The following is an 18,390-nucleotide window of genomic DNA, read 5'->3' as shown; positions in this document are numbered from 1 at the left end:
TCCTCAATTTATCACGAAAAAGTTTTCGCATAAGTATTAAGAACAACAGTCAATTTATCTTTAATCTCATCGGTTATTTGCTTTTGATCCGCAATTGCCTTTAAAAGATCATGGTGGTCATTCCGCAGAAGTGTTAAAAGCCCCTGCTCAAAGCGTCCAACATCAGAAACAGCTAAAGCGTCAAGATAACCATTCACACCAGCGAAAATAACAACAACTTGTTCTTCTGTTTTCAGAGGAGAAAATTGCGGCTGTTTCAAAAGCTCTGTCAAGCGTGCACCACGGTTTAAAAGACGCTGCGTTGATGCATCCAAATCTGAACCAAACTGTGCAAAAGCAGCCATTTCGCGATATTGTGCTAATTCACCTTTAATCGAACCTGCAACTTGCTTCATTGCTTTAATTTGTGCAGAAGATCCAACACGTGAAACAGAAAGACCAACATTTACAGCAGGACGAATTCCCTGATAAAATAAATTCGTCTCTAGAAAAATCTGCCCATCAGTAATTGAAATAACATTGGTTGGAATATAAGCAGAAACATCATTTGCCTGCGTTTCAATAACAGGCAAAGCTGTCAAAGACCCAGAACCATTTTCAGCATTCAACTTTGCAGCCCGCTCCAAAAGACGAGAATGGAGATAGAAAACATCTCCTGGATAAGCTTCACGACCAGGCGGACGACGTAACAAAAGAGACATCTGACGATAAGCAACAGCCTGTTTTGACAAATCATCATAACCAATCAAAGCATGTTGACCATTATCGCGAAAATATTCCCCCATTGCACAACCAGCAAGAGGTGCAATAAATTGCAATGGAGCAGGATCAGAAGCCGTAGCAGCTACAATAATGGAATATTCAAGTGCTCCACGTTCTTCTAACGCTTTAACAAACTGTGCAACTGTTGAACGTTTTTGACCAATAGCAACATAAATACAATAGACTTTATCTTGATCACGCCCAACACCTTTTTCGTGGAAATGTTTTTGGTTTAAAAAGGTATCGAGCAAAATTGCTGTTTTTCCTGTTTGACGATCACCAATCACCAATTCACGTTGTCCACGACCAATAGGGATAAGCGCATCAATCGCTTTTAATCCTGTTGACATCGGTTCATGCACAGATTGACGTGGAATAATTCCTGGAGCTTTGACATCAACACGACGACGTTCTGTTGCCTTAATAGGCCCCTTGCCATCTATAGGATTTCCGAGAGCATCAACAACACGACCAAGCAAAGCTGGACCAACAGGAACATCCACAATAGTTCCCAATCGCTTAACAGAATCCCCTTCACGAATATCACGATCAGATCCGAAAATCACAACCCCGACATTATCGACTTCCAAATTCAATGCCATACCGCGTATGCCATTTGAAAAGGAAACCATTTCACCCGCTTGGACATTATCCAAACCATAAACGCGGGCGATACCATCACCCACAGAGAGAACCCAACCAATTTCGGAAACTTCAGCCTTTTGATCAAAGTTTCTGATTTGCTCTTTGAGAATTTTTGAAATTTCAGATGGTCTAATATCCATCAGCTGACCTCTTTTTTCAATGCAAGCTTAAGCGAAGATAATTTCGCCACAAGGGACGTATCAATCTGAAATGATCCTACGCGAACGATCAGTCCGCCGAGAATTGTTGGATCAACAGAAATGCGTAGCAAAACTTCCCCCCCAACGACACCTTCCAAAGCCACTTGCAACTCTTGTTTCTGTTGAGAATTTAACGGATACGCAGAAATAATCTGCGCCGTAATTTCCCTACGAGAGAGCGCAACGCGGCGCTGAAAAGCATGTAAAATACCAGACAGGGCATAAAGCCGACGATTTATAGTGATAACGCGTAAAAAATTACGAACAATCTGACCAGCACCTTCATCAGCAAATTTAAAACGCTCAAGAAGAGAATGCATTACCTTACTCTGTTCTTTTACTGAAAAGAACGGGCTCTGCACAAAGCGTTTTAACTCTTCATTTTGATCCAACACAACCAAAAAAGACGCCACTGCCTTTTCAACTTTTTCAACAGATCCCGCTTCTTGAACGAAATCAAAAAGTGCTTGCGCATAGCGTTGATCTACCAATGGCAGAGGAATAAGAGAAAACGAATCCGACACGAAATACTGCCTCTTTCCCTTGAGCGAATCTCTGATAGTTATCAGATAAAGATAGTTACCAGATGAAATGGATCAGACACTCTATGTTTTAAGAATATTTTTCTTAAAACATAGAACAAAAAAACTCCTCGGTTTCTAGCATAGACATAACTGACTCGCAACACCACAAATGAATGCTTTCTGAAAAAATTCAAATAAAATACTCAAAACATCTTTTCAGAATATAGCGCAAAACCATCATGTTTTTTCTGTGTTGTTTTGACATTCTTTGACAGATTTTTCAAGTGTCTTCTCTCTTTCTTTCACAAACACTTTAAAACCTGAAGAAAAATGCTTTTCTTACCCCTTAAAATAGGACATTCTCTTTAAAAGACTCATCCATCAAAAATGCATCAGCATTATCATAGAGTTTCACCCTTACTAAAACGCATAAAAAACCAATGACAATCTATGCATAATTTTAAAAAAACGGGATACATCACGCAAAAATTGCTCTATGTTTTAAGAACACCCTAGCTTTTGACCAAAATCTTTTGGGCATCACTATCTTTACACTCAAACCAACATTATCATTATACTTGTCAGTTCAAAATATTGTGACAATTCTTACATTGAAATGATTCATCAGAAACATTTCTTTAATGACTTTATCCACACACAAATCTTTTTTGTGACGTACAAGAACATGGTTTTTGGCAAATGGTTTTTGATTGACTAATAAATTAAGCAAATTTGAAATGAGAAAATTCTACAACATTTGAAACTTTCATTGAACATGAAAAACAATAAATTATTAAATATTGCATTTTAGAGAAAACTTTGCGGGTCGATATCAATTTGCACCCGTACAGCAGCAGGTTTTTTTGGTACTCTTGCAAACATTGCACGTATAAATCCTTGCATATCAAAAGAGCGTTGCCCCTGTAACAAAAGTCGAAAACGGTAACGCCCCCGCACAAGAGCCATTTGTGCTTCCACAGGTCCCATCAACGTAATATTATTCTCCTGTGGCGCAGCTTGACGCAGCGCACGTGCATAATGTTCTGCTGCTTGGCGCTGTTCTGAAGACACAATTAAAGCTACAAGCCGCCCATAAGGTGGAAGACAATAATGCTGTCGTACAGCAATCTCGCGCATATAAAAATCTTCTGGCTTATGGGAAAGCAAAGCTTGTATCACCGGATGATCAGGCTGATAAGTCTGTAACAATCCTAAACTTTTTATTCCCATACGCCCTGCTCTTCCTGTCACCTGAGATAGCAGCTGAAAGGTACGTTCACTTGCACGTAAATCGCCATTGGCAAGCCCAAGATCAGCATCAATCACACCGACAAGAGAAAGACCAGGGAAATGGTGTCCTTTAGCTACCAGCTGGGTTCCGATAATAATGTCTACCTCTCCCTTTGCGATTGCTTCCAATTCATACCGTAATTGATTTATTCCCCCTTTAAGATCTGTTGAAAGAATCAACAAACGGGCTTGAGGAAACAGCCTTTGTGTTTCTTCAGCTATTCTTTCCACACCTGGTCCACAAGCCACAAGGTGATCTAAAGTTCCACATTCAGGACATGCTTCTGGAAGCGGTTGATGATAACCACAATGATGGCATTTAAGCTGTCCTTGCGCACGATGTTCCACCAACCAACTGGAACAATCTGTACAATGAAAACGATGCCCACAAACACGACACAATGTAAGAGGTGCATAACCACGGCGATTCAGAAAAAGCAGAGCCTGTTCTCCCTTATCGAGGGTTTGTTTCAAAGCCTGCTCAAGAGTAAAGGAAATAAAACGTCCCTTATCCATCCCCCCTTGGCGCATATCAATCACCTGTAAATATGGCAAAGCTGCTGCTTTAAAACGTGACGGCAAATGTACCTTCCGATATCGTCCCTTCAAAACATTGACCTGACTTTCAATAGAGGGTGTAGCAGAAGATAAAATAACAGGAAAATGCTCAAAAGACCCCCGTGCAACAGCCATATCACGGGCATGATAAAAAATACGCTCTTCTTGTTTATAAGCACCATCATGTTCTTCATCAACAACAATGAGTCCAAGATCTAGAAAGGGAAGAAAAAGCGCTGAGCGTGCTCCTGCAACAATTCGCACCCGCCCTTCTGCAACCTGCCGCCACACACGCTCTCGACGACGCGGCGATAACTCTGAATGCCACTCTACCGCTGAAGCTCCAAAACGTGCATGAAAACGATCTAAAAATTGTTGTGTTAAAGCAATTTCCGGTAACAAAATTAAAACCTGCTTGCCACACCTCAACGCTTGAGCAACGGCTTCAAAATAAACTTCTGTCTTTCCTGACCCAGTCACACCATCAAGCAGAAAAACCTGAAATTGAGAAGACAACACCCCCTCACGCAGAAGTGCTGCTGCTTCCTTTTGTGCTCCCTCCAAAACGGGAGGGCAAAAATCCGCATCAGGCATCGCGACAAGAGCAGGTGCCGGTATCATAACATCTTCAAAAATCCCAAGAGATTTTAAGCCTTCAACAACGGAAACAGAAGTTCCCGCCGCATGCGCAAGACCAGAACGTGTCCAGACCTCACCATTGCGCACCAATTCCAAAATCCGTGATCGTGCTGACGTTAAACGCTCTACTTCACCTCCACAATAGCGCAAACCTGGCATTTGTGCTTCTGGTTCTAAAGCAGCCGATACACACAAAACCAATCGTGCAACAAGACCCAAAGGCGCCATTGTATAATGACTGACAAAACGCAAAAATGTAATCATTTCAGTCTTTAATGGCGGACAATCAAAAACATGGAGAAGAGAACGGAGTTTCTCCGGCGCTACAGCAGGAGGAGCAGCTATTTCACCAGCTTTCGCTGTCTGCTCTCCAACATCTACCACAAAACCACAAACTTCACGCCCCATAACCGGAACGCGAACAAAAGAACCAACCTCTACCTTCATAGAAGAAGGAACTTTATAACTATAAGCATGCGCAACAGGAAGAGGAACCACAACTGAAACAATCTTTTTCTCTGTCACTTTAGACTTTATCCTTTGCACCAACTTATATGACTACTTTATACCAACAGTGTTTTGCATCTCTTCTTTTTTGATACCTTTATAAGAAATCCTTTTTCATATGACCTCTCATCGCATCATAACCAACAACATTTTATCCAAGATGACCACATTCATGCACACATTCCTCAAGGGAACATATAAGCATATTTTTCTACATTTATTCTCTTCTTAACACTTAAATTTTTTCCTTTTTACATCTCAAATTCATCTTACCATACTAAGACAGTCATCCTTCCCCTTGCTTTTGCAATAAACAATAGCGCATAACAAAAATAAGGTGAAACATCGCAAACTTTGAAGAAAGAATGAAAAAACCAAGGAGGTTGGAGATGAAATTTTTTGTGGATAGCGCCAATATTGAAGAGATCCGAGAACTACAAGATTTAGGCTTGGTTGATGGTGTCACCACCAATCCCTCTCTTATTTTAAAATCGGGACGCAATATTCTTGATGTGACAAAAGAAATTTGTACCCTTATCAATGGACCCGTCTCTGCAGAAGTCGCAGCAACAGACTTTGACAGCATCATGAAAGAAGCAAATGTATTAGCAACAATTGCTGACAATGTTTGCATTAAACTTCCTCTAACGCTTGATGGGTTGAAAGCATGTAAAGCGCTTACAGCACAAGGATTAAAGACAAATCTCACACTCTGTTTTTCTGCTAATCAAGCTTTATTAGCCGCCAAAGCAGGCGCAACATTTGTTTCACCATTCATCGGTAGACTCGATGATTGCGGAACAGATGGTTGCGAACTTCTTCATGAAATTCGTACAATCTATAACAACTACGACTATAAAACAAAAATTTTGGCAGCCTCCATCCGCACCGTTAATCATGTCAAAGAAGCAGCACTAAGCGGAGCAGACGTTGCAACGGTTCCACCAAAAGTCTTAAAAACGCTAGTCCAACATCCTTTAACCGACAAAGGCTTGCAAATATTCCTCAATGATTGGAAAAAAACCAGTCAAAATATCGCTTAATGTTTTACAAGATCTTCTGAAATCAGCATAAAAATCTGTTCAGCGAGTTCTTCTGCCACACGCTTTTTGGCATCTTCTTCTGCTTGCAAAGTTGCATATTCTTGGTGAAGACGTTCAAAAGAGGCACGTATCGTTCCCATTCCTTGTGCAATGGGAACATTTTTCATATCTCGTAAGCGATAAGAAGCTTCCCCCACCACGGTTCCCATGGTAGGTCGAATTCTTTTGCTCTCGTGCCCCATCTCTATATGTACAGAGTTGCGCGTCATCACCGATGTTTCCAATGCCAATTGATAAGCTGGAGCTGAAGGTTTAATGCCCTTTCCATTAAGAAGAAACAACAAATGATTACGCACCATTTGACCAAAGCGATCTACAGGTTCTTCAATAATTATAGAGGCAAGCTTTGCAGTAAGCCCCACAGAATTTTTACCAGCAAGCTGACCATCGGACACAGCATCTCCATAAGAAGCAGAGTCTATTGTCATCGAAATCTGCGACATTTCGTGATAAAGTGGTTCAATTCTACATCCAGATAAAAATGTACATAAACCAGCTAAAATTATAAGGATAAAGCTTTTAAAAAACGACATTAACAATCCTTTTTGGAACAATAATCATTTTTTTAACAGTTTTTTCAACCAGATGCGCCTTAACAAAATCAAGAGCCAAAACAGCTTCTTGAATCATCGCCTCATTTGCTGTTGCTAAAACAGTAACCTCACCCCGTTTTTTACCATTAATCTGTACCGGCAAAATATAGCAATCTTCAACAGTTAATGCAGGATCATAAACTGGCCACGAAAGCTCAGAAAGCAGTGATGTTTCTCCTAAAGCAGCATGACATTCCTCCGCTAAATGAGGCATTATCGGCGCAATCATTGCAAGGAAAAAATCCATTGCTTGACGTAAAGATGCCTTCATTTCCTCTTCCATACTTACCACTTTATTTAATAAAGGCACCATAATGTTCAAGAGTTCATAGAGGCGTGCAATCGCCCGATTAAAAGCAAATTTTTCCAAATCATCCTCTACAGCACAAAGTGTGCGATGCGCGGCTTTTGAAAGTTCCAAAGCTGCTCCCTGATGCCCTGCACATGGAACAACATTCTTTAAAACTGGTGCACTCAAAGCTACACAGCGCCAAACGCGTTGTACAAAACGATGTGCTCCTTCCACACCAGATTCTGTCCAGATAACATCCCGCTCAGGAGGAGAATCCGACAACACAAACCAACGCACTGTATCGGCTCCATAGGATGCAATAATATCATCAGGATCGACGACATTCTTTTTTGATTTTGACATTTTTTCAATCAAACCAATCTTCACTTCACTTTGATCTGTTAATTTATAAGCGAAGCGTTTTCCCTCTTTTTCAACAATTGAAATTTCTTCTGGAGAAACCCAACCTTGACCATCCCGATAGGTTTCATGAACGACCATCCCTTGGGTAAATAGCCCCTTAAAAGGCTCATCTACAGTGACATGACCAATCAATTTCATGGCACGCATAAAAAAACGTGCGTAGAGAAGATGTAAAATAGCGTGTTCAATTCCACCAATATATTGTTGCACAGGTAACCATTCCGTTGTCGCCTTTTTATCTACGGGCTCTTGTGCCCAAGGTGCGGTAAAACGCGCATAATACCAAGAAGAATCAACAAATGTATCCATAGTATCGGTTTCGCGTTTTGCAGATTGACCACAGACAGGACAAGAAACGATTTGCCATGTTTCATGACGCAAAAGCGGATTGCCAGGCTGATCAAAAGTGACATCATCAGGCAACACAACGGGCAAATCAGCACGCGGTACAGGAACAACCCCACAAGTTGCACAATGAATCATAGGAATTGGACATCCCCAATAACGCTGACGCGAAATTCCCCAGTCACGCAAACGAAATTGCACGGTCCTTTCTCCCTGAGGTTGACCATTAAGCATTTGTCTCTCAAGCCTTTTTGCTGCTTCTTCAAAAGCCTGTTGTGGTGTTAAACCATCCAAAAAACTGGAGTTGATCATCACCCCATCACCAGTATAAGCCGTTTCAGCAATCACGAAATCCTTCGCATCCATATCTTTTGGCAAAACAACCGGTTGCACGGGAAGATCATATTTACGTGCGAAATCCAAATCCCTCTGATCATGAGCAGGACAACCAAAAACAACTCCTGTTCCATAATCCATAAGTACAAAATTGGCGATATAAACGGGAATGTGTACTGTTGAATCAAAGGGATGAACAGCCAACAACGACGTACGAAAGCCTTGTTTTTCAGCTGTTTCAAGAGCTGCAGTTGTTGTTCCACCACAGCGACAATTTTCGATAAAATCGCTCAGTTTGTTATCTTCTTTCGCTAAGGCTTGTGCAATAGGATGATCAACAGACAGTGCCAAAAAAGAGGCTCCAAAGAGCGTATCAGGCCGTGTTGAATAACAGACAACCTCTTTAAACTCCGCCTTCTCTTCATCAACCTCCTCTGTTGACTTCAAAGCCCACCGAATCAATAAGCCTTGTGATTTACCAATCCAATTTTTTTGCATAGTGCGGACTTTTTCTGGCCACTGTTCAAGCTCTTCAAGTCCTGCCAGAAGATCTTCACTAAAATCACTAATTTTAAAAAACCACTGCGTAAATTCACGCTGTTCAACCAGCGCACCAGAACGCCATCCCCGCCCATCAACAACCTGCTCATTTGCCAAAACGGTATGGTCAACCGGATCCCAATTCACCTTAGCCACTTTGCGAGCAACCAACCCCTTTTGATACAAATCGAGGAATAACATTTGTTGACGGTGATAATAGTCCACATCGCAAGTTGCAAATTCACGCGTCCAATCCAGAGAAAGCCCTAATTGTTTTAATTGACCACGCATGACTGCAATATTCTGATAAGTCCACTCTTTTGGATGCACTTTATTCTGCAATGCAGCATTTTCAGCCGGCATCCCAAAAGCATCCCATCCCATAGGATGAAGCACATTAAATCCCTTTGCCCGTTTATAGCGTGCAACAACATCCCCCATGGCATAATTGCGCACATGCCCCATATGAATGCGACCAGAAGGATAAGGAAACATTTCTAAAACATAATATTTTTCACGCTGATCTTCCTGGGCCATCTGAAAAATTTTCTTTTCATCCCAAATCGCTTGCCATTTTTGTTCTTGAGCACGTGGATTATAGCGTTCACCTAAATTATAACGTTCAATCGTCATTCCCATTATACTCTTTATAATAAAATTAAATCAAAAAACTTGTTTTATGCTTCACCATGGATTAACCCCGTCGTCAACATTTTCAGTAAATATTTCACTAAGTATTTTACAAAACTCTTATAAATCATTGCTAAACCCGCAAACAAAAACCCCTCAATAAAAACAGAAAGTGAGAAAATATGCGTATATGCACTACTCCCCCCATCAACTCTTCCATTGAAGCGTGGAAAAACATTCAAAAAGAGATTTTTCAAACATGCCAAGACATACAGCGTCCTGCAGAAGATGTTCAACTTATTGCTGTTTCAAAAACTGTTTCTGTTGAAGGCATTCTTCCCCTTTTACAAGCTGGACAATCTCTCTTTGCAGAAAACCGCGTACAAGAAGCGGCTGAAAAATGGCCTCATCTACGTCAACAGTTTGAAACCATTGAACTTCATCTCATCGGCCCTTTACAATCAAATAAAACAGCAGAAGCAGTAAAAATTTTTGATGTCATTCAAACTGTTGATCGCGAAAAAATAGCCAAAAGTTTAGCTGAAGAAATGCAAAAGCAAAAAAAACATCTCCCCTGCTATGTCCAAGTCAATATTGGATTAGAACCCCAAAAAAGTGGACTTGCACCACAAGAAGTTACACAGTTCGTTACCCAATGCAAAGAACTCTATGGCCTTGATATTATTGGTCTTATGGCAATTCCCCCAGTCCAAGAGAATCCAGGTCCCTATTTTGCACTCTTAGCAAAATTAGCACAAAAAGCTGGTCTCACAAAACTTTCTATGGGAATGTCCAATGACTTTAAAACAGCTCTTCAATTTGGCTCCAATGTTCTTCGCATTGGCTCTGCTTTATTTGGAAAACGTTCAGTCTAATTCCATGACAAAACAAGACTACATTTAAGCATTCTACAACAAAATAATCATAAAAACAGTATAAAAATGCGCGCATAAATATAATTTGCGTTAAACTTTAAAAAATTAACTATACAAAGCTTTGCAATTTATTTTAGTCTCTAAATAAAGTTTTTCATTTAAAGAAAAGCTTATAAGAAATTTCTGCTAAAAAGAGGCAAAATACAGCGGCAGATTTTTCTAAATAAAAATAATAAATAAAGAGAGGGAACTATGTCTGAAAAAATATATCCAATACCGACAGATATCAAAAAAAATGCTTTTATTGATGATGATACTTACCAAAAATGGTATCGAGAAAGTATCCATGATCCAGAAACCTTTTGGGGCAAACATGGCCAATGCATTGACTGGTTTAAACCGTATACAAAAGTAAAAAATACTTCTTTTGATGGTAACGTTTCTATTCAATGGTACGAAGATGGAATAACAAATGTTGCCTATAATTGCATCGATCGCCATTTAAAAAATCATGGTGATCGTATTGCTCTCATTTGGGAAGGAGATAATCCACATCATGATAAAAAAATAACCTATAATGCGCTTTATGAACATGTCTGTCGTTTTGCCAACATCTTAAAAAACCATGGAATTAAAAAAGGCGATAAAGTTACCATTTATCTCCCAATGATCCCCGAAGCGGTTTACGCTATGTTAGCCTGTGCTCGTATTGGAGCCATTCATTCGGTCATTTTTGCTGGATTTTCTGCTGAAGCAATAGCAGGACGCATTATTGATTGCGAATCAACCTTCATTATTACCGCAGATCAAGGCTTGCGTGGAGGAAAACGCATTAACTTAAAAGACAATGTTGATCATGCTATTGAAATAGCAGCACGCCATCATGTGCATGTCGATCAAGTCATAGTCATACGACGCACCAGTGGAACAATAAATTGGGTAGAAGGGCGTGATTTTTGGTACCATGAAGAAATTTCTCATGCCCAAACAGATTGTCCACCAGAAAAGATGAATGCTGAAGATCCACTTTTCATTCTTTACACTTCTGGTTCAACAGGAAAACCCAAAGGTGTTTTACATACAACAGCTGGCTATCTTGTTTATGTCTCGATGACACATCAATATGTTTTTGATTATCATCCTGATGAAGTTTACTGGAGCACCGCAGATATTGGCTGGATTACCGGCCATTCTTATTTAGTTTATGGACCTCTATGCAATGGTGCAACCACTTTAATGTTTGAAGGTATCCCTACTTTTCCTGATCGTAGCAGATTTTGGGAAATCGTTGATAAACACAAAGTGAATACGCTCTATACCGCACCAACTGCCATTCGCGCTTTAATGGGTGCTGGTGATTCTTTTTTAGAAAACTCTAAACGAACGTCCTTACGTCTTCTAGGAACTGTAGGAGAACCGATTAATCCAGAAGCATGGGAATGGTTTTACCATAAGGTTGGCAACAACCACTGTCCTATTCTCGACACATGGTGGCAAACAGAAACAGGAGGGCATATGATTACACCTTTGCCTGGTGCAACAGCGCTCAAAGCAGGTTCAGCTACACGACCTTTCTTTGGTGTTCAACCACAAATCATTGATAACCAAGGAAATATTTTAGAAGGTGAAGGTGAAGGTAATCTCTGTATCATTGACTCATGGCCTGGTCAAATGCGCACCCTCTACAATGACCATGAGCGTTTTATTCAAACCTATTTTTCAGCCTATAAAGGAAAATATTTTACAGGCGATGGCTGTAGACGTGATAGCGATGGCTATTATTGGATTACTGGACGTGTTGACGACATTCTCAATATCTCTGGACATAGGTTAGGAACAGCTGAAATTGAATCAGCCCTTGTGTCTCATCATGCTGTTTCAGAAGCAGCAATTGTTGGCTATCCTCATCCCATTAAAGGGCAAGGAATCTACAGTTTTGTCACCTTAATGGAAGGTATAACTCCAAGTGAAGAATTGCACAAAGATCTAATTCAACATGTCAGAAAAGAAATCGGTGCTATTGCCTTATTGGACAAAATTCAGTTTGCCCCTCAATTACCCAAAACGCGATCAGGAAAAATTATGAGACGTATTTTACGAAAAATCGCGGAAAATAATTTTGATAATCTAGGAGATATTTCAACCCTTGCTGAACCACAAGTCATTGATGATCTGATTGCCAACTGCCAAAACAAAAAGGCTACAGCTTAAATCAAAATATCCATGGTGGCTCTAGCATCTCTGACAGAGCCACCGTGAATTTTACTCAAAAAGAAAATGCTACAGAGAATAATATTCTCAAGATCTCTACAACAAACAACACTTCTCAATATAAATCGGTAAAATTTGCAAAAGAAATATTGAAAACTGTAAAGTATATGTACCTACAACAAATGGATACAATAAGCACAAAATACCCTTTACTCACTGCAAAAACAAAGAAAAATCATAGCTGAATGCAAAACACGTCAAATGATTTGCGTGTTTCTGCTAGAATCACCGCGATATTCCTGCTAAAATAGTTTTCAAAAAAGGGAAGCGTAACAAAAAATGATATTCTCAATGTCTCTGAAAATAGACAATATTTCTGAACATAAACAGGAAATGATTGCAGGGAAAGCATTGAAGACTGTAGAGTATATGCGTCTGCAAAAACTTAAAACAATGAGAGCAAAAAGTTCTACAGGCATACAAATAAGAAGCAGAAGTGGTGACGACAAGTGATTCATTTTGAAAACGTCGGCCTGCGCTATGGAATGGGGCCTGAGGTTCTTCGTGATATTAGTTTTCATATTCCTCCAGGATCATTTCAATTTCTCACAGGCGCCTCTGGAGCCGGTAAAACATCGTTGATGCGTCTTATGTTTTTGGCGCTTAAACCAACCCGCGGTCATATTGATCTTTTTGGAAACGATACAGCATTGCTCAAACGACAAGAGCTCCCTGCATTACGACAACGTATCGGTGTTGTCTTTCAAGATTTTCGTCTCCTTGATCACATGACCACCTATGAAAATGTCTCTTTACCTTTACGCATTAAAGGGCAAGAAGAAGCAACATATCGCAGTGAAGTAGAAGATCTTCTCTGTTGGGTAGGCCTTGGAAATCATATTCATGTTCTTCCACCGGTTCTTTCCGGCGGAGAAAAACAAAGAGTAGCGATTGCACGTGCACTGATTGATCAACCTGAAATTCTTTTAGCTGATGAACCAACAGGAAACGTTGATCCCCCTTTAGCAAAGCGTTTATTACGTTTGTTTATTGAATTAAACCGTTTTGGAACAGCTGTCATCATTGCTACCCACGATATTGCGCTGATGGAACAAGTCGCAGCACGGCGTATGCTTCTCCATAACGGACGGATGACAATTCATGAATAAATCTTTGCTAATTTTTACACGAAATAAAAAAAATACAACAGCGATTATTCCCAGTGACAATATTTCTGGAAAAGCATTAGTTGCAGTGATTGCCATTATGACATTTCTCTCAAGTCTAACATTAATCGGTGTTGATTTAATGCAACGAGCTGCTTATAATTGGGGCAATCAAATTAGCTATGAAGCGACAATTCAAATACACCCCATTGAAAATGTTGATATTGAAAAATCCCTCCGCGATGCAGTTAAATTGGTGAAAACATTTCATGGCGTACAGGATGCCACAATTGTTAACCAAAAAGCCACTGAAGAATTACTCGAACCATGGTTTGGGACAGGTTTAAGCTTAAGGGAATTACCACTTCCTCGACTCATTATTGTAACACTAAAAGAGAATGAAAAGATCGATTTTAACGCGATCAGTCAAGCCATCAAAACACAAATTCCAGGAGGTCAATTTGATGATCATCGTGTTTGGATCGATCGTTTTACAACAATGGCACAGATAACTATTTTCATTGGCTTTATAATTTTAACTCTGGTTCTAGGATCACTTGTACTCACAATTATTTTTGCGACACGCAATGCGCTAGCAGAGAATGCGCATATCATTAATGTCTTATATTTTCTTGGTACAGAAAGCCTTTTCATTTCCCAACAATTTGATTGGCATTTTTTAAAAACTGCACTACGCGGTGCATTATACGGTGGTGCTATAAGTATATTTGTATTTACTGTTTTTTCCTTCTGGACCAACTACAGCCTAGGAAAAACTGAAGCAAGCCAAGTGACCGCTTTGTTTGGGCATGTTTCCATCAGTTCCATCCCTTATGGAAAAATTATTGGACTTATTTTTTTCGTTTCTTTTTTGACAATGCTTACAAATCGCATAACTATTTTGGCACAATTAAAAAAAATTGATCAATGCGAAAACGGCTTATTTTAATTTCATGACCCACAATCTATACGATTCCCAATCATTGATAAAAAATACTCTAGAATCATCTCCTCCAAAGCATACCTCATGCGGAATATGGCGTCTTCACCGTTTATTTCGCTATTTGCCACCCACAGCACTTTTTCTTTTAAGTATAGTTCTTTTCTTCTGCGCTGGTTTTGTTGTTTTTTCTGAAAAAACCGAACGGCTTCAACCACCAACCCCTTTGCCAAAAGCAGATGCAATCATCGTTCTTACCGGTGGAGAAAACCGAATAGAGACGGGACTTAATCTCTTGCAACAAGGGCTTGGTTCGCGGCTTTTAATCAGTGGCGTAAACACGGCAACCAATCTCAATAGATACATACGCAACACGCATATAACTCCCCAGCTCTTCGCCTGCTGCGTTGACATAGGCCATAAAGCGATTAATACAAAAGGAAACGCAGAGGAAAGTGCAGATTGGATCAAACAATACCACTATAAAACACTTTATATCGTCACCCACGATTATCACATGTGGCGCTCTTTACGCGAACTAAAATATTTAATGCCTGATATTAATTTCATTGCTTACCCAGTTAAAAAGAACGATATTGAAAGCCCTATACAACAAGCTAATCAAATACGTATTCTTATATTTCAATATATCAAAACTCTCGAAGTATACATGAGAACCGCATTTTGATCTTAGCACACGGATTTTCTGCGCATTTTTCAATAAATCTCTTCACGATATTAACTATACGCATACGACATTTTCAATCATAGATCATAGGCATCACAGTGATGCTTGCAATTTCAAACCACTTTGCAACAATGTAAATCACAACAAGATATAGAAATAAACTTTCTGCAATCAACACATTGCAACAGAGTAAATGTTAAAATTGAATCTTTTCTTCAAACCCCCTCTCTTAAAAAAACAATGCTATATCACTGAAGTTTTTACTAATTTATTCGGAAATAACACTTTTAAAATACAATCAAAAAGTTGAAACAGCTTCATACTAGATGATTATGACGCTATACTAAAAGCTGCTTTTAAGAAAGATACTGTGATTGCAGAAGGCAGTCTTAAAAAAGAAAGCATCTCATCACTAAGGATTAGGCATAACAAAAAATCGATACATGGCTTATCATAAAGAGCTTTTTAAGCAAAACTCCTATTTCATGAATATACCACCTCATATTCACACGAATAGACAACCTCATTTATGAAAAAACACAAAACCATAAAGATGAAAACCCATTTTTATCTTTACTGTCACCTTTTCATTCAATTTTATGATTTTCAAAAACATCCACAGCAATGTATTTTCAATAAGAAAATTCACATATTGCCTCACACTTTTGTTTACCGCACTATTTAAAGGAATCATGCACTTCACGAACAATATTGTATTGCTCATTGCACACACGCTTGTAAAAAATATCTCTCATTATCCCCAACCCCATCTCATAGCACGACCCTTGAAGGGTATAACGAAAATTTACTGGGAATTACCATCTTTACGCTTAAGAGGAGCGCACCCAAAACATCATGATGACATTACATTTGCTATAGCGACGCAACCAAATCTTACATTGAGATACTTCATAAGAATCATTTTTACCCTTTTCTTCAAAGATATTTATTCACAAGTGGATTACTTTTATGACGTGTAAACAAATGCTTCTTAGATTCATCATAAAAGAATTTGAAATAAGAGAATCCTATGATATTCGAATGTCTCATTAAAAGTACAAAAAGATAATTTATCCTTATAAATCAAAGTTTATAATACAATAACCACTATAATTTTCTGCAATTTCGACACTTAATCGCGTGAGAGAGCAACAACAGGATCAAGTCGTGAAGCTTGCCGCGCTGGAGAAAAACCAAAACATATTCCGATAAGGGTTGAAAAGGTAAGGGATACGACGATTGAATCAAGTGTATAAATCAGATGGATAGGTGCCTTAAAGAGTATAAACAAACCACCGATAGAAAGTCCAAACAGAATTCCCAAACCACCTCCAATGATACAAACCAAAATTGCTTCAATTAAAAATTGCTGCAAAATATCACTCTGACGTGCACCAACTGCCATACGCACTCCAATTTCATTGATGCGTTCCGAAACTGTAACCAGCATAATATTCATCACCCCAATACCACCCACAATCAACGAAATAGCGGCAATTGAAGAAACCAAAAGCGTTAAAATATGTGTACTCTCCATGATACGTTCACGAAAAAACTCAGAATTTCTAATAAAAAAATCTTCCTCACCATGACGCATCACTAAAAAACGCTGGATCATATCCTCTGCTAAATGAGAATCAACATCATCGGAAATTCTTACTGTAATTGCTTGAACCTGTGTTGTTCCAATAAAACGTGTTTGCACGGTTGTATAAGGCAAATAAAGTTGTAACGTATTTGATGCACCTCCATTATTTTGGGGATCTACCACACCAATAATACGTGCAGGAACTTTTCCTACATGGACCACTTTTCCAAGTGGACTCTCATGACTATGAGGAAAAAGAATAGGTATAGCTGCTTTTTCTATCACAAGATCCACTGCTCGATTATGTACACTTTTCTGATCAAACAACCGACCTTGAACAGCATTCAATCCATGTGTCTGAAAGAATTGTTCTCCTACCCCGCTAATCATAGCATTGGCTTCGACTGCCCCAAAACGCACCGTAGAACTTGCTGAAACCTGTGGTGTTACACCAGAAACATAAGGCAACCCTGAAAGAGCTTCTGCATCCGCTTCAACCAAACTGGTTATTTTATCCGATTGTGGATCAGAAAGGCCTTTTCCAGGCAAGATTGTCAATGTATTAGAACCTAAACTTTTAAAATTTTCTAAGATTTTTTCTTGTGTACCATTTCCCAAAGCCACCATTGCAATAATTGCAGCAATACCGATAATCACTCCAAGCATCGTTAAAAAAGTCCGCATTCGGTGTGCATTCATTGCCAACAACGCCATAATAAATGCTTCGCGAAACCGCTCAGAAAAAGAACGAAAAAAACTGAGAAATTGTTGATCTTTTAAATTTTGTTTCTCATGAAAAGATTGATCATTCGTTTTTGTTTTTATTTTTGTAACTTTTGATATATTATCAGCAATGATTTCTCCATCACTAATTTCTATAATACGATCTGCTCTTTCGGCCACCTGCATATCGTGCGTTACAATAACAATGGTGCGCCCTTCTTGATGCAGCTCATCCAAAATGCGTAATACTTCTTGTCCACTTTGTTTATCTAATGCACCAGTTGGCTCATCGGCCAGAATAACCTCTGCATTATTCATCAATGCCCTTGCAATAGATACACGCTGTTGCTGACCACCTGAAAGCTGATTTGGACGATGATTTATACGATCCCCCATACCTAAGCGTGTTAAAAGCTCTTGGGCACGTTTTTTTCTCGTTTCCGGGGCACATCCTGCATAAATAGCTGGAATTTCAACATTACCAAGCGCCGTCAATTCATTAAGCAAATGATAACGTTGGAAAATAAATCCGAAATGATTGCGCCGCAAAGCTGATAATTCATCAGCAGAAAGGGAAGATGTTTCTTTTCCTGAAATACGATAGCGCCCAGAACTTGCTCTATCAAGGCACCCTAGAATATTCATCAATGTGGATTTTCCTGAACCGGAAGCTCCCACAATTGCTACCATTTCACCGCGTTTAATGGTAAGATTAACGCCTTTTAAAATAGTGACAAATGTTTCACCCGCGGGAAACTTGCGTACAATATTTTCCAAAACAATGACGGCATCTGCTTGCTCTGTTTTCATGC

The 18,390-nt window shown here is 39.3% G+C and carries 13 protein-coding genes; 7 read left to right on the top strand and 6 right to left on the bottom strand.

Annotated features, from left to right (window positions below; genetic code table 11):
- Nucleotides 1–11: 11 nt before the first annotated feature.
- The 3 genes from atpA to MCS_RS05890 all read right to left on the bottom strand — a co-directional run bounded on the left by atpA (nucleotide 12) and on the right by MCS_RS05890 (nucleotide 5,143).
- Nucleotides 12–1,547 carry a F0F1 ATP synthase subunit alpha gene (gene atpA / locus MCS_RS05900; protein WP_004856369.1) on the bottom strand — a complete coding sequence of 512 codons (1,536 nt, stop codon included), beginning with the start codon at nucleotides 1,545–1,547 and terminating at the stop codon, nucleotides 12–14.
- Nucleotides 1,547–2,131: an ATP synthase F1 subunit delta gene (gene atpH, locus MCS_RS05895; protein ID WP_004856367.1), complete on the bottom strand. Its 585-nt coding sequence runs from the start codon at nucleotides 2,129–2,131 to the stop codon at nucleotides 1,547–1,549. The genes atpA and atpH overlap by 1 nt, the downstream gene beginning before the upstream one ends.
- A gap of 807 nt (nucleotides 2,132–2,938) precedes the next feature.
- Nucleotides 2,939–5,143: a primosomal protein N' gene (locus tag MCS_RS05890; RefSeq protein WP_004856366.1), complete on the bottom strand. Its 2,205-nt coding sequence runs from the start codon at nucleotides 5,141–5,143 to the stop codon at nucleotides 2,939–2,941.
- A 371-nt stretch (nucleotides 5,144–5,514) separates the two neighbouring features.
- On the opposite strand from MCS_RS05890, the gene fsa reads away from it, so the two are divergent.
- Entirely contained in the window at nucleotides 5,515–6,168 is a 654-nt protein-coding gene (fsa, locus tag MCS_RS05885) for a fructose-6-phosphate aldolase (protein WP_004856365.1), read from the top strand.
- Here fsa and lptE read toward each other — a convergent pair.
- Both lptE and leuS read right to left on the bottom strand, forming a co-directional pair.
- Entirely contained in the window at nucleotides 6,165–6,761 is a 597-nt protein-coding gene (gene lptE / locus MCS_RS05880) for an LPS assembly lipoprotein LptE (protein ID WP_004856364.1), read from the bottom strand. The two genes, fsa and lptE, sit on opposite strands and share 4 nt — an antisense overlap.
- Nucleotides 6,748–9,390, bottom strand: coding sequence for a leucine--tRNA ligase (gene leuS, locus MCS_RS05875; RefSeq protein ID WP_004856363.1), 2,643 nt, complete (start codon nucleotides 9,388–9,390; stop codon nucleotides 6,748–6,750). Before leuS ends, lptE begins: the two co-directional genes overlap by 14 nt.
- A 179-nt stretch (nucleotides 9,391–9,569) precedes the next feature.
- On the opposite strand from leuS, the gene MCS_RS05870 reads away from it, so the two are divergent.
- The 6 genes from MCS_RS05870 to MCS_RS05845 all read left to right on the top strand — a co-directional run bounded on the left by MCS_RS05870 (nucleotide 9,570) and on the right by MCS_RS05845 (nucleotide 15,267).
- Nucleotides 9,570–10,262 carry a YggS family pyridoxal phosphate-dependent enzyme gene (locus MCS_RS05870; RefSeq protein WP_004856362.1) on the top strand — a complete coding sequence of 231 codons (693 nt, stop codon included), beginning with the start codon at nucleotides 9,570–9,572 and terminating at the stop codon, nucleotides 10,260–10,262.
- Nucleotides 10,263–10,514: 252 nt separating this feature from the next.
- Nucleotides 10,515–12,473 (top strand): acetate--CoA ligase, encoded by a 1,959-nt coding sequence (gene acs, locus MCS_RS05865; RefSeq protein ID WP_004856361.1) that lies wholly within the window; start codon nucleotides 10,515–10,517, stop codon nucleotides 12,471–12,473.
- A 351-nt stretch (nucleotides 12,474–12,824) separates the two neighbouring features.
- A complete protein-coding gene (locus MCS_RS08355) occupies nucleotides 12,825–12,986 on the top strand; it encodes a hypothetical protein (RefSeq protein ID WP_154645803.1) in 162 nt (53 codons plus the stop codon).
- Nucleotides 12,983–13,642: a cell division ATP-binding protein FtsE gene (gene ftsE, locus MCS_RS05855; RefSeq protein WP_004856360.1), complete on the top strand. Its 660-nt coding sequence runs from the start codon at nucleotides 12,983–12,985 to the stop codon at nucleotides 13,640–13,642. The genes MCS_RS08355 and ftsE overlap by 4 nt, the downstream gene beginning before the upstream one ends.
- The gene (locus tag MCS_RS05850) at nucleotides 13,635–14,588 is read left to right on the top strand and encodes a cell division protein FtsX (protein ID WP_004856359.1); all 954 of its coding nucleotides are present in this window, start codon (nucleotides 13,635–13,637) and stop codon (nucleotides 14,586–14,588) included. Before ftsE ends, MCS_RS05850 begins: the two co-directional genes overlap by 8 nt.
- Before the next feature lie 4 nt (nucleotides 14,589–14,592).
- The gene (locus MCS_RS05845) at nucleotides 14,593–15,267 is read left to right on the top strand and encodes a YdcF family protein (protein ID WP_004856358.1); all 675 of its coding nucleotides are present in this window, start codon (nucleotides 14,593–14,595) and stop codon (nucleotides 15,265–15,267) included.
- 1,132 nt (nucleotides 15,268–16,399) lie between these two features.
- Here MCS_RS05845 and MCS_RS05835 read toward each other — a convergent pair.
- The gene (locus MCS_RS05835; RefSeq protein WP_004856356.1) at nucleotides 16,400–18,388 is read right to left on the bottom strand and encodes a MacB family efflux pump subunit; all 1,989 of its coding nucleotides are present in this window, start codon (nucleotides 18,386–18,388) and stop codon (nucleotides 16,400–16,402) included.
- Between the last annotated feature and the right edge of the window lie 2 nt (nucleotides 18,389–18,390).

Source organism: Bartonella doshiae NCTC 12862 = ATCC 700133, from assembly GCF_000278155.1.
GTDB lineage: Bacteria > Pseudomonadota > Alphaproteobacteria > Rhizobiales > Rhizobiaceae > Bartonella > Bartonella doshiae.
Note: the sequence above shows the minus strand (reverse complement) of the source record. Positions and strands in the feature narration are given on the sequence as shown.